General features: G+C 32.8%; 9 protein-coding genes. 5 read left to right on the top strand and 4 right to left on the bottom strand.

Annotation, left to right across the window (positions count from 1 at the left end):
- The first annotated feature begins 127 nt into the window (after positions 1-127).
- Together LS73_RS04845 and acs are read left to right on the top strand one after the other, a co-directional pair.
- Positions 128-763 (top strand): LysE/ArgO family amino acid transporter, encoded by a 636-nt coding sequence (locus LS73_RS04845; protein ID WP_034557594.1) that lies wholly within the window; start codon positions 128-130, stop codon positions 761-763.
- A gap of 454 nt (positions 764-1,217) precedes the next feature.
- Positions 1,218-3,209 carry an acetate--CoA ligase gene (gene acs, locus LS73_RS04840; RefSeq protein WP_034557592.1) on the top strand — a complete coding sequence of 664 codons (1,992 nt, stop codon included), beginning with the start codon at positions 1,218-1,220 and terminating at the stop codon, positions 3,207-3,209.
- A gap of 297 nt (positions 3,210-3,506) precedes the next feature.
- Here the strand turns inward: acs and LS73_RS04835 are convergent, their stop codons facing one another.
- Together LS73_RS04835 and LS73_RS04830 are read right to left on the bottom strand one after the other, a co-directional pair.
- Entirely contained in the window at positions 3,507-4,169 is a 663-nt protein-coding gene (locus LS73_RS04835; RefSeq protein ID WP_034557590.1) for an ABC transporter ATP-binding protein, read from the bottom strand.
- 53 nt (positions 4,170-4,222) lie between these two features.
- A complete protein-coding gene (locus LS73_RS04830) occupies positions 4,223-5,155 on the bottom strand; it encodes an aspartate carbamoyltransferase catalytic subunit (RefSeq protein WP_034557588.1) in 933 nt (310 codons plus the stop codon).
- A gap of 98 nt (positions 5,156-5,253) precedes the next feature.
- Between LS73_RS04830 and LS73_RS04825 the strand changes: the two genes are divergently transcribed.
- Together LS73_RS04825 and LS73_RS04820 are read left to right on the top strand one after the other, a co-directional pair.
- Positions 5,254-5,784 (top strand): hypothetical protein, encoded by a 531-nt coding sequence (locus tag LS73_RS04825; protein ID WP_034557586.1) that lies wholly within the window; start codon positions 5,254-5,256, stop codon positions 5,782-5,784.
- 23 nt (positions 5,785-5,807) lie between these two features.
- Positions 5,808-6,374, top strand: a complete 567-nt coding sequence (locus LS73_RS04820) for a hypothetical protein (RefSeq protein ID WP_034557584.1) — start codon at positions 5,808-5,810, stop codon at positions 6,372-6,374.
- A 60-nt stretch (positions 6,375-6,434) separates the two neighbouring features.
- On the opposite strand, the gene bamA is transcribed toward LS73_RS04820, so the two are convergent.
- Together bamA and LS73_RS04810 are read right to left on the bottom strand one after the other, a co-directional pair.
- Complete coding sequence (gene bamA / locus LS73_RS04815) at positions 6,435-8,957, bottom strand: outer membrane protein assembly factor BamA (protein WP_407918751.1); 2,523 nt, start codon at positions 8,955-8,957, stop codon at positions 6,435-6,437.
- A gap of 235 nt (positions 8,958-9,192) precedes the next feature.
- Positions 9,193-11,739, bottom strand: a complete 2,547-nt coding sequence (locus LS73_RS04810) for a heavy metal translocating P-type ATPase (protein ID WP_034557581.1) — start codon at positions 11,737-11,739, stop codon at positions 9,193-9,195.
- Between the two features lie 111 nt (positions 11,740-11,850).
- Between LS73_RS04810 and LS73_RS04805 the strand changes: the two genes are divergently transcribed.
- Positions 11,851-13,800: a polyribonucleotide nucleotidyltransferase gene (locus LS73_RS04805; protein WP_052089545.1), complete on the top strand. Its 1,950-nt coding sequence runs from the start codon at positions 11,851-11,853 to the stop codon at positions 13,798-13,800.
- Positions 13,801-14,293 lie beyond the last annotated feature (493 nt).

Raw genomic sequence — 14,293 nt, 5'->3', positions numbered from 1 at the left:
AAATAATACAAACCTAGCTTTAGAACAACATTAGATTCTATCCAAACGATGAAATAAATCAAATAAGCCATAATCTATGGCTTTAATTACAAAAATTAGGATAGAATGCTAAAAATTAGGATTAAAGATGATTGAATACTTTATCAAAGGACTGCTACTTTCATTTTCTCTAATAGTAGCCATTGGTGCACAAAACCTCTTTATCCTAAAACAAGGCATATTAAATAACCATATTTTTTGGGTATGCTTTGTGTGTTTTGCGTGTGATGTGTTGTTAATGTGCTTTGGAATCTTTGGCGTAGGGGTCTTCCTAGCAGACAACAAAACAATTACAATATTGCTAGGGCTATGCGGAACATGTTTTGTTGCATGGTATGGAGTTAGCGCGCTAATATCCGTATATAGATGGAAATCTCAAACAATCACAAATGACAATAATCCTAGAATGTCATTACAAAAAACTATAATACAAACGCTAATAGTAACTCTAATAAATCCACATGTATATATTGACTCCTTAATTATTATTGGAGCATTTGGGCTATCCTTAAACTTAAATGAAAAGCTTTGCTTTGCTTTTGGTGCTGTGAGTGCTAGCGGGATTTGGTTTTTTTCATTGGGATTCCTAGCCAATAAAGCAAGAAAATATTTCAGAAATCTAAAGATATGGTTAGCAATAAACATCATGGTAGCTATCATTATGTTTAATATTGCATATGGGTTGCTAATTTTTAGCATAGATACAATATGCTCTATTAATTAGAAAATATTTGTAATATTTCATATTTTTATAAATTATTATAGCAAAACTTATTATATATTTAACCTTTTATACTTAATATTAGCAAACACCAATAAATATTGCTCAACTTTATACAATTAAAAGCTTAATCTATCTTCTAGTTTAACAATAAGCTAAATTTGAGATTTTAATTAAAGCTTCCATATCGCCATAATAGTTAAAAACTATTTTACACACGTAAATCCTAAATCTGATATGATTTTAGTAAATAAATTATAAAAGCCAAACATTAAATAATTTATTTTGTGAATAAAAGCTGCGTTGTGAATATAACATAAATATTATACATGTAAAAAAGTAACAAAACTTTTATTTTTTATATTCTATAGACTAATAACTTAGCAACATTTTTTTGATCTATATTATATTACTAGCAATTTAATTTAAAGTGCGTTTTGTTTTAAAGGAGAAGATGATGAAGAATGTAGATAACGATAAAGAATTTTCACAAAGAATATTCAAACCCAATAGAGACTTTGCAAAACTTGCCCGTGTTAAAAACATGTGTGAATATGAAGATTTATGTTATAAAGCGAATGATAATTATGAAAAATTTTGGAGTGATTTAGCAAAGGAAAAGATTCATTGGTTTAAGCCATTTGATCGCGTTCTTAATGAAGACAATGCGCCTTTTTATAAATGGTTTGAGGGTGGAAAGCTAAATGTATCTTATCAATGCATAGATAGACATTTAAAAGATAAGAAAAATAAGGTTGCCATAATTTTTGAAGGAGAAATGGGTGATTACAAAGTTATTACTTATCGCAAATTACACGCCGAAGTAAACAGAACTGCAAACCTATTAAAGAATCACTTTGATATTAGAAAGGGTGATAGGGTAGTGCTATACATGCCAATGATTCCAGAAGTAGCATTCATCATGCTTGCATGCGCTAGAATAGGTGCTATTCATAGCATTGTTTTTGGTGGATTTAGCCCTGAAGCCCTTAGAGATAGAATCCAAGATGCAGAGGCTAAGTTAGTTGTTACTGCTGATGGCGCATTTAGAAAAGGAAAGCCATATATGCTAAAGCCAGCCGTTGATAAAGCTTTAGAAAATAATGCTTGTCCAAGTGTGAAAAGAGTGCTAGTAGTTACAAGAAATGATGAAGATATAGAATATGTAAGAGGCAGGGATTATTCTTATAATGAAATGGTAACTCATGAAAGTTCCATTTTCGAACCAGAACCAATGGATTCTGAAGACACCTTATTCTTGCTTTATACAAGTGGTAGCACAGGTAAACCAAAAGGTGTAGAGCATAGCACAGCAGGCTATATTCTACATGCACAGCTTACTATGGAATGGGTGTTTGATATTAAGGATTCAGATAACTATTGGTGCACAGCAGATGTTGGTTGGATTACTGGACATACGTATTTAATCTATGGTCCTCTAGCCTGTGGTGCTACAACTGTAATTTACGAAGGTACACTCGCATATCCAAACTATGGTCGCTGGTGGAAAATAATAGAAGAATATAAAATAGACAAATTCTATACTTCGCCTACTGCTATTCGTATGCTACACTCTCATGCCGATCAAGAACCAAAGAATTATGATTTAAGCTCACTAAAAGTTTTAGGCACAGTAGGAGAGCCTATTAATCCTACTGCATGGAAGTGGTTTTATGAGGAAATTGGTGGTAGTAGATGCCCAATAGTAGATACTTGGTGGCAGACTGAAACAGGTGGAAATATGATTACGCCCTTACCTGGTGCAACTCCTATAAAGCCCGGTTGCGCAACATTGCCTGTGCCAGGAATCATTGCTGAAGTTTTACACGAAGATGGCACACCTGTTGAAGTTGGTGAGCAAGGATTGCTTTGTATAACAAAGCCTTGGCCATCTATGATACGTGGAGTATGGGGAGATCCCAATCGATACAAAGAAAGCTATTTCTCTCAAGTTAAGAAAAATGGTAAACCTGTATACTTCTCTGGAGATGGGGCAATCGTTGATGAAAGAGGATATATAACAATCACAGGAAGAACAGATGATGTTGTTAATGTTAGTGGGCATAGAATTGGAACAGCCGAGATAGAATCTGCAATAGCTAAACACCCAAGTGTAGCCGAAAGTGCATGCGTAAGCAAGCCAGACGTAATTACAGGAGAGAGTTTATTTGCATATATCGTATTACACGATGGAGTCTTAGATAACACAGCAGAGGAACTTGAAATCATAAAAGAAATCAATGCAATCCTTAGTAAAGATATAGGCAATATCGCTAAGCTCGGAGCGGCTTTATTTGTGCCAGGACTACCTAAGACTAGAAGTGGCAAGATTATGCGCAGAATATTAAAAACCATCGCAAGAGATGAACAAGTAAAGCAGGATACAAGTTCACTAGAGGATCCTGGCATAGTAGATCAAATTATAAAAATATCACAAAATGCAAGCTAGTAAAATTATTAATTAACTTAAATCCACAAACACATCAACATATATTATAACCATATGAATATATAAGACTTGTGGTTAGATTTATCAATCATGTATTATTTGTGTTAATTTACTAGTATAAAAAATACATAAAATCACCAAAATTTAATATAGATTCAATTAGCTTTTATCAATAAAAGCTAATTATACAGAATGTTAGAAAATATATTAATTAGCCTAGATTACAGTATTGACGAATAAATAACAATCTGCATCAAGATTGACATTCAATACAATGAATATTACAACTACTAAGAGCTATAAAACCCTTAGCCTTTTGCTCTCTAACAGCATAACTTTCGTGCACTGTTCAGCTAAGCTATTGTCATGTGTAGCTAGCACTAAACAAGCATTTTGCGACTTTATATAGTCAAAGAGATAATGCATTACATTTGCTGAAGTGCCCCTATCTAGGTTTCCTGTTGGCTCATCTGCCAATAAGATTTGTGGCTTTTTCGTTAGGATTCTAGCAATGCTTAGTCTTTGTTGCTGCCCTCCGCTTAGTTCTCCGATTTGTTGCTTAAGAGTATGATTTATGCCAAAGCATTCCAACATTTCCATATCGCAGTGCAATCCAGATATGATCTCTGCTATACGCAAATTCTCATATACATTAAAACCCCTAAAGAGATAATGAGATTGAAAGATTATACCAATCATCTTCTGTCGCAAAAATAACAACTCTTTATCTTTTAATGTATAAATATTTTTGTATCCAACCATATCAATATGGCCATGATTAGGCGGCAATAAAGTAGACAAATGATTAAGGATTGTGCTTTTCCCGCTACCACTAGATCCTAGTATAGCTAGGCTTTCATGCGCTGCAAGACAAAAAATAACCTCACTATATAGTAATGTATCAAATTTGTGAGAGAGATTATTAGCAAAAAGAAGATGGTTAGAAGCTATAGATTCCATATATTTCCTTTGAATGTAACGCTCTTGTTCAAGACTAAAAATCAAAATAAATGTTAATTGTGTATAAGAAAGCTCATAATTGCCATACGTATCTTTACCCCATTGCCTACTTGTTGCAAAACTTTACATCTACTATCACTAAGTACATAATCATCTATATCAATATTCCGATGCACAGGTCCTGGATGCAAGACTATAATGTCTCTATCTCCTAAAAGCTCCTTTGTAATGCAAAATCGGTTTGCATAATCCTTTAAGCTACCATAGATTTGGTTGTTATGTCTTTCAGTCTGGGTTCTCAAGGACATGAGAATATCAATATTATCGATTATATCATGTAGATTGTAGGAAGTTTTAAATCTAGTTTTATAAAGAAAATGAGGTGGAGCTACAAGCGTTATATCAACTCCAAAACGCGATAATAGCTCAATATTACTATTTGCTACGCGAGAGTTCTTTATATCGCCTACAATTGCAATTCGCTTGTTTTTCAGAATCTTCAATGTATCATCTATATAGCTCAAATCATTATTGCTATTTTGCTTATGCCAAAAACATCTTCTAATGGTGTAAAGATCTAATAGAGCTTGTGTAGGATGTGCATGTGCACCATCTCCCCCATTGATAATAGGACATGAAGTAAATCTTGCCAAAAAGTTGGAAGCTCCAGCACTATTATGTCTAGTAATTATGCCATGCGGTTGCATAGCATTTAGTGTAGCTGCTGTATCTGCTATGCTCTCCCCCTTTGAAGTAGAGCTTTTTGATACATCTAACCTTATTACCTCTCCTCCTAAGTTTTTAATAGCAATTTCAAAACTGCTTAGTGTGCGTGTAGAGTTCTCAAAAAATATTGTAATAAAACGTTTATTTTCTAGTATTTTTTTTGGTTGAGTGTCTATACTAAAAGAATCTGTATGCCTAAAAATCCCTTCGATTTCATTTAATTGCAAATCTGTTGTTCTTATCAAATGTCTAATGCGCATATTTATCCTTGTTACAATATATGGAGCAGTATTAACAAGCACTATATTGTATCAAATTTGCTAAAATTCAATTTGTTATTCCTATTAAAAGTTAGGCTATGCAAGGCATCTATAATAGCATTCTATCTAAGCTTTTTAACATTTTTTACACTCTGATAATCGCTACAATATTGCTATCTGGTTGTTCATCATACTTTTATAAAATGAAACATATAAAAGTATCAGCACAAACATTATCACAAAGCAGTCGTATAGCATTATTTATGTCAAATGATAATAGTCTAGAAATTGCTACAAGACTTACTTACCTAAATGAACTAGATTCCATATCCTACAATAATAGAGAATATTTTTTCCTAGAAATATTTAATGAATCAGACGAGGTTATAGTGCCCGATTCACTCAAAATAAGCTTGTTCAACAAAAAACCAATGTGGATACGTAAAATATCCAAAGAGGAGCTAGATGACATTTTAGTGTTAGAGAATGATTATAGTGAGGGTTACTTAATAGCTTTTAAAAAAGCACCTCTTCTCTTACAAAGACGTATTTTAGTCGAATTATCAATAACCAATTTCGGAACAGCTAGCTATGATTTCTCCTACAAGGTAATGAATTCAGAGCTTTGATTTTAATTTAATAAGAGATCTATATGAAAAAAAATATGACATTTGAAAACCTTTTTATCCTAGTAATAATACCACAACTATGGCTAAGAAAGATTATAGCTAGTGCTATAGGCTTACTAATCACCTATCCTATCATACTATATAATAGGGAAAGTGCATTTCTGCTATCACTTCTATTTGCTACATTTGTCTATAAAACACTAAAAAAGATGAGTGAAAAGAAGTTAAAAATTACGAAAGATATAAATATTCAAGAGCAAGAAACGCAAAGAGTAGGGAAAGAAATAGGAGGTGATAATTTTCAAACTCCTAGCGGAATCCTAGATCAATTTATAGCGGGGCTATTTTGCATTTGCTTAGTAATATTTGCAGATTGGCAAGATTTCATATCTAAATCATGTCTTAGCGTTGTATTTATAAGCATATATGACTACTACAAGCCAAGCCTAATTCGTAGACTCTATGCATTTGATAAAGATAGGACTCTAGGATTTGTTTTAGGTGGTATTTTAAACGGAGTTTTAAGCGGAGTAAGTGTAGTGATATCTATGTTACTGTTAGAAAAGGTTTGGGGTTACTTTATACTATAAAGAATAAAAAATAAAATCTATAATCTAAATATGTAAAATTCTAAGACTTCAAACGACTAACTAAAATCTTGTTCCCATAGTAAATTCAAAATAGCTTGGATAATTTGTTAAGAATCCTCCGTTAGCACGTATATTATTAGCTGTGCCGTAGGAAAATATCCTACTGCTACCTATTCCTTCTGGATCTGTTGGTCCATACCATAGCATAGGGAATACCAAAACAATTGGCCCCATTGGAGACACCCATTCAATAGAAATTCCAGCAGCACCTCTTTGTATAAAACTAGTTTGTCCAGAAAAAGTTCCATATTGTTTAAAATTTGCCGAACCATTTGCCCCACGATATGTAAGGATTCCATAATCTACATACAATGATACTCTCATCTTAGCACTAGGTATTAAACCATAACTTAATTCAAATGAATTGGTAAATATTCCATCACCACCAACTCTTAAGTTATCTGCATCAAGCGGTGTTATAGAGTAGCTAGAATATCCTCGAATAGTTCCTATACCACCCATATAAAAAGTATCATTTAGGGGTAGAAAATGATTGCTGTTATATCTCAATAAATATCCAATTTGAGCCTTATAACGTGCGATAAAATCAAGTTTAGTAAGCTTACTCAAATCAAAATAAAATCCTGTCCTAGCATACAATTTAGTATAATAAACATCTCCGCCAATTCCAGCAATATTTAGAGAGACGCTAGTAGAGTTACCATTCTTAGGAAAATAGTAATCATCTGTATTGTCAAAAGATAAACCGGGCGTAATTGAGCTTTTAATTGGAGCATTGCTCCAGCCTGAATAGCTCCTATCCCATAACCCTTGTGTACGTAGCTTTATTAGTCCATTCATGGTATCATTAGCACAAGCAGCGGGATTTGAGGTAGCATCACAGACTCCAGTAGCATTTGCTCCAGCAGCATTTGATTGAAAGTTTGGATTAGCCACTGTAAAGTCAATATTGCCTGTGTCATAATATTTTTGATACTGTGGTTGCGCTTCGCCTGTGTAGAGATTGAAGAATCCAAATGTATCTGTTTTATTAATATCATAACCAATATTAAGGCTCAAGGTAGGAGTTAGCAATCTACCAACAGTAAACCCTCCGCCAACTGTTTGTTGCGTATACACATAATTAAGATATCGACTATAATACACATTTAGGGACAAGCTCCATTTAGAATCTAATATTCTAGGATTTGTAAGACTAATATTAAAAGCTTGTTGAGTAGCAGTAAAAAAACTATTGTTTTGACGATAGAAAGAAAAATCACCTCCAAAACTCACATTAGCATACAAGCTAGCACCAAATCCGCTCCCAAAAAGATTCCGTTCATTTACGCTTCCATTTATCATTAAACCATAGAAGCTACCATAACCAACACCAAATGTAAGCTCACCTGTACGACCCTCTGTAACATTAACGATTAAATCCATAGAATCATCGCCAATTCGTTTCTCATCAATTCTTACATTCTCGAAATATCCGATACGCTTTAAAGCTATCTCACTACTTTGAATATTGCCCAAAGAATACACATCGCCAGGAGCAATTAATATCTCGCGTCTAATAATCCTATCTCCTGTGCGAGTATTACCCGATATGATTACATCATTAATATATACCTTTTTGCCGAAACTCACATAATACACAATAACTACTTCCCTATTTTCAGGATCTTTCTTTAAATCTGGATTCACAGACACATAAGCATAACCCAAATCAGCTATTTTTAGTTTTATTATTTGTGCATCATCGCGTAGATTTTGTATATTGATTGTTTCACCAATCTTTGCGGTAAGATTCTTCATCAACTCTTTATCGCTTATTAACTCCCTATGTTCATCATCAATCACAAATTCTATATCTTTCAATATATATTGCTCACCTTCTTTTACATTGTAGTAGAGTTGAGCCTTATGATTAGACATATTGACTGAAAGCAGGGGATTTGATATATCAGCATCTAAAAATCCATTTCTCATATATGAATCTTGGATTCTAAAAGGGTCTAATTCAAGCTCATTTAACATTAGCTTGCCACTATTCAGTCCCCACATCCAACCCATAAAATCTTTTTGCTTATTTGCACTTAGAGATTCTATTTTGCGTTTTTTTAACTTGGTTGCGCCCTCATAATAGCTCTTCTCTATGATTATTGAGTTTCCCCTATTTACATTTAAGATAACAGCTAAGGCTTTGCCATTAGCTAGCTCTTTTACTTCTGGCTCTATCACACTTCCATAATAGCCTTTGTATTCAAGTATTTGCTTTATAACATCAATAGCTTTACCCAGCTTTAGCTCATCATATGTATCTCCCTTTTTTATACCTATTTGTCCATATATTGTATCCTTCTCACTTTGTGTGCCATATCCCTTAATCTCAACGCTAGCAATAGTCGGCTTCTCCTCTACTACAAATGTAAGTACTCCTGCATCATCTATGCTTGCATAAATATCACTAAAATACCCTTGCTTGTATAAGTCCAATATGGCTTTATCAATTTTTGCTCTATCTAGTTTGCTACCCTCTTTTATACCTAGCAAATCTTTGGCTAGAGATTCTGACATATAGGTTAGATTATCTATCTTTATTGAGGTGATTGTTGGCTCATCGGATTTTTTAGTAGCGGAATTTGCAAAGTAAAGAAAAAAGACGTTTAATAAAAAGATAATAATAGGAAAAAAGAAAAAGATCCTTGAATTTATACGAAGGTTCATAGCACTCCAGAGTTTTTGAAGGGGAGATTAATATTTAAAGTCGAAGTTATTATAATCAAATAAAAGCAATATTTCACAAATTGAATTATTGTCGCAATGAATTCAATACAACAGTAATAGAGCTAACACTCATAAAAATAGCCGCAAAAAGAGGAATAACATAACCACATAAAGCAAAAGGAATAGCAATAACGTTATATATAAGGCTTATAATTAGATTCTGTTTAATGCGTAGCAATGTTTTTTGCGATATTACAAAAGCCTTTGTAAGCGTGCTAAGTTTGGAATCAAGTATAATAACATCACTATTAGCAATAGCAATCTCACTACCACTTCCCATAACAATGCCAACTTGAGCATATTTCAATGCCAAAGAATCATTTAAACCATCACCAACCATTACAACCTTTTTGCCTTGCTCTATTAGGTCTTTTATAATTTGTGCTTTTTCATGAGGTGTCTGATTTGCATAAAATGATTCTATATTTAGCTTTGACGCAATATATGAGACTGAACTATGCCTATCCCCACTTAGAATAATGCTTTTTTTATTCAGCGAGTTTAATATTTGGATTAGTTTATCTGCATCACCTTTTATTGAATCTTGCAAATAGAATATATATGCCAACTTATATAGTTTAGATTCCCTGGATTTATAGGCAATGTAAAATCTTGTAGAATTCTCTCTTAATTTCATGTCTTTTTGATTATTTATATTTAACTTTTTACTTTCTAAGCTTAAATCTAAGAACTCCAATACAGCATTTGCTATTGGATGTGGATTTTGCTTCATAACATTTCTAACTATATTTTGGTCATATCTTGGAATATTTACATCATGTATAATATTTATTGCATTAATATCTATGCCATAAGATTTATCATTGTTTATATGTTGGTTATCTATAACCTTGGATTCTAATAACAATTGCTCACTTCCAGCAAGTATCTCCATATCTCCAAAAATAGCATGCAAGCCCCTGCCAGGAATCAAACTTAGCTCTAAATCATCTAAAAAACTAGAATCAGTTGCCATGGAATCTAATGAATTAAATTTATCCACAAGCACAACTTCCATCTTGCCTTCTGTAAGCGTTCCAGTTTTATCAAAAACAACCATATCTGATTGCCCTAGAGATTCTAAAAATCTTGCCTTTGTGAATATACAATGATTTTTGAAGCCTACATTTAGACCTACCATGCTAGCAATAGGAGTAGCCAAAGCTAATGCACAAGGGCATGCAATGACTATAACAGATATAGCAATTAGCAATGCTTGCTCAAATCCACTTTCATCAACAAATAAATAATATAAAAATCCAAGCAAGGCAATACTTAAAACAACTCTACTAAAATATCCAGCAATCTTAAAGGCAGTCGTAGCAATCTTTGGCGTGCTAAACTCACTTTCTTCTAAAAGCCTTGCTAGCTTACTTATACTAGAATCTGAAAATTCCTTTTGCGCCTCATAGATTAGCGGCTTATGAAGTGCTATGCAACCAGCCATTAACGATTGATCTTGTTTCTTATAAACCTCTTGGCTTTCCCCTGTGATATTTCTATAATCACATATTGCATTATCGCTTATTAAGATTCCATCACAACAAAGCATTTCACCGGGCAAAACTAGCAATCTATCATGTTTTTTAACGCTATGCACAGGGATAATCTCACCATTATCTAGCCTTGCTTCTATTGGCAATATATTGCTTAGCTTATCAAGATCATCAGAAACTTTTTTGCGGCTAAGTAATTCTAAAAACTTAGCACCCAATACAAACAATATAATCATACAAACAGATTCAAAATATGTATGTCCGCTTTGCGTTAACCATGCAAATATAGAGTAGAAATACACAAGGCTTGTGCCTGTAACAACTAGCATATCCATGCCTATAACACCATTTTTTAGCCCCTTATATGCCCTCCCATAGAAACCACTCGCACAATAAAATAACGTTGGAGTAGCAAGGATAAAGCTAGCAAGATTCATAATGCTAACTGATATAGAATCGATCCCTAAAAAATATCCACTATATTGCCCTACATTCACCCACATAATGTTCATTGTGCAAAATATCGCAATAATTATCTTGATATACATAGTAGAATCTATGGATAGCAAACTTTCCTTTTTTGTCGAATCATATACAATAGGCTTATAGCCAATTCTCTGGATTATATTTATAATGTCTTGAAGACTAATCTCATTTGGATTAAAAAGTATTTTTGCTTTATAGTTAGTATAGTTGATTGATACTTCATGTATACCATTTGTTCTTTGTAAAATCTTCTCATTTAGCCACACACATGCTGCGCATACAATGCCATCAATAATCAAATTTACTTCGCTATATTTGCCCCTTTGCTTTACATAATGTGCTTGAAAATTTGAAGCATTGTAGTCTATATTTTGATGTTTACCTTGCATGAATTTTGTTTGCAATGAGTTATTTCCTAGCTTTTGATAAAAAGATTCTAAATTATTTTCTTTCAAAAGGCTAAAGGCTAGCTCGCAACCACTACAACAAAATAGATATTCTTCATTATCAATTATTGATAATTTTAGTGAATTTATCGGATATTCTTGCTTGCAATGATAACAACATGATGTAGTAGAATTAGTCTGCATTTTGATATACCAAAATGATTTATTCTAATATAAAATATCTAAAAATACAATAAAGCCTAATCAAAGATTGTATAATGCGCCCTTTATTTTGTGAAGAATTTAAGGATAATAATGAGGACATTAGAGATACAAAATGGAGGACAAAAAGAAACATATACATTTGATAAATATGCACAATCAAGTGATATTGGCATTATGCAAAAGATTGGGGGAACTGTCATTCTTTGCACAATATGCGTAGATTATAATAACCCAATTAACGAAAATTTCGTGCCCCTTAATGTGCAATATATCGAAAAGATGTATGCAATAGGAAAGATTCCTCAAGGCTATATTAAGAAAGAAGGTAAACCTAGTGAATCTGAAATTCTAGTATCCCGATTAATTGATAGGAGTTTGCGCCCATTATTCCCCAAATATTTTTTATATCCTGTGCAAATTAATCTTTTGGTATTAAGCTATGATGGCAAAAGCGACGTATATAAGGACGCACTAAACCTTGCTAGCATTAGCCTTTTTTGCTCTAGCATACCTATTTGTTATGAATATGTCCCAAACGGTGTACGCATAGTTAAGCATGAAGATCTCATATCTATATGCAATGATTTTACAAGCTTGCAAAATTCTAGTCTTGATTTATTTGTAAGTGGTGTTTATGACAATGATGATATAGCTAAAATCACTATGATAGAAATGCAAGCATTAAAAACCTATGAAAAACAAGAAAACCTAGAAACAATAGATAATGACAACCTACAAGAGTATAGCAATGAGATTTCTAAGGAATTATTACTAGAATCCACACTATTAGCAAGAAAATACATTGCAAAAATATCTAAACTTTATGCCCAGTTGCTAGAGCCATTTTGTAATACAAAACATATTTTGACTTATGAGTGCAATTCTAATTTGAAACAAAAGATTTCAAATGATTTTGGTACTCAAATAAAACAGCATTTAATTGCAGATTCCAAAAGCGAAAGAAAAACAGCACTTAGTAAACTTGCTAGCGACATTGTAAGGTATTACGACCTGCCTGATGACGAGGAATCATACAACAAAATAGAATCTTGCATAGATGCCATAAAAAAAGACATTATGCGCAATATGATTATAAAAGAAAACATTAGAATCGATGGCAGGGCTCCAACGCAAATTCGACCCATCTCAATAGAATCTAATCCGCTTCCTTTAGCCCATGGTAGTGCTTGCTTTACTAGAGGGCAAACGCAAGCCCTAGTTACTTGCACGCTAGGGCATCAAAATGAAGCAAAGGCTACTGATATATTCATAACACAGAAGAAAGCAAGGATTTTATTTCATTATAATTTTCCTCCTTTTTGTGTTGGAGAAGCATCACATATTGGTGCTAGTAGCAGACGAGAAATAGGTCATGGAAACTTAGCACTAAAAGCAATAGAATCAAATATAAAAAACAACACATCAACTATTCGTATTGTTTCAGAAATTTTACAATCAAATGGTTCTAGCTCTATGGCTAGTGTTTGCGGTGCAACTTTAGCTATGCTAGGAGCAAATGTAGCGATGAATAATATGGTAGCAGGGATTGCTATGGGAATTGTGCATGATGATATTAACTATGTTATTCTTAGCGACATTGTGGGATTAGAAGATCATTATGGAGATATGGATCTAAAAGTAGCTGGGAACAAAAAAGGTTTTAGCGCGATTCAACTTGATATTAAAAATATTTGTATTACACAAGAAATTTTATCTATGGCATTACAACAAGCGCAAGATGGATTATATGAAATACTAGAATCTATGAGTGCAGTTAACATAATTCCAAATTATGATTTACTGCCCCAAAGACTAGATTTTACAATCAATCCAATACGTATACCAGATATAATTGGTCAAGGTGGTAGAACTATTAGAGATATTATTGCTAAGTTTAAGATAAACATTGATTTTAATAAAGAAAAAGGCATAGTTATACTATATGGACAATCTCAAAGATCACTAAATGAAGCAAAGGAATATATTAATGAGATTCTAAAGAAAAAGGAACGCAAGGATATTCATAAACAAGATATGTAGATATTATGAAACAAAAGATAACAGTAATATTACTATTGACAATTTAAAAATGCGAAGGCTTTAGAATCTGAATTACATTACGTCATGTTTGGGGTTATCTTTATGCTTATATGGAAAGATTTCTAAGTATTCCCTTTTTGTCATTCTAAACCTTTTTTCTTGTAATATGGAAACTATAATATTTTAGGTGTTATAGTAGTATTATTTCAAATATAGCTTGATATTATTTAGCTTTGATTTTTTTGTTATGTTAGGACTTTAGGCGAAACATCTCTATCTTTAGAATCAAATTTGTCATATTGAGGTTTTTGCGTAGCAAAAGCCGAAATATCTCTTTTGTAATATTTATTATGAGATTCTTAGGAGTTGTCATTCTTAGAATGACAATCTCCCCTTATCATGTCTTAAAGAGCAAAGAAACTAGTCTTATTTACTGATTGCTTTGTCTTTAGACAAAGCTCTCATTAATAGAGATTCTTCATCTAGCTTTAGG

This window comes from Helicobacter muridarum (assembly GCF_000765805.2).
Lineage (GTDB): Bacteria > Campylobacterota > Campylobacteria > Campylobacterales > Helicobacteraceae > Helicobacter_A > Helicobacter_A muridarum.
Note: the sequence above shows the minus strand (reverse complement) of the source record. Positions and strands in the feature narration are given on the sequence as shown.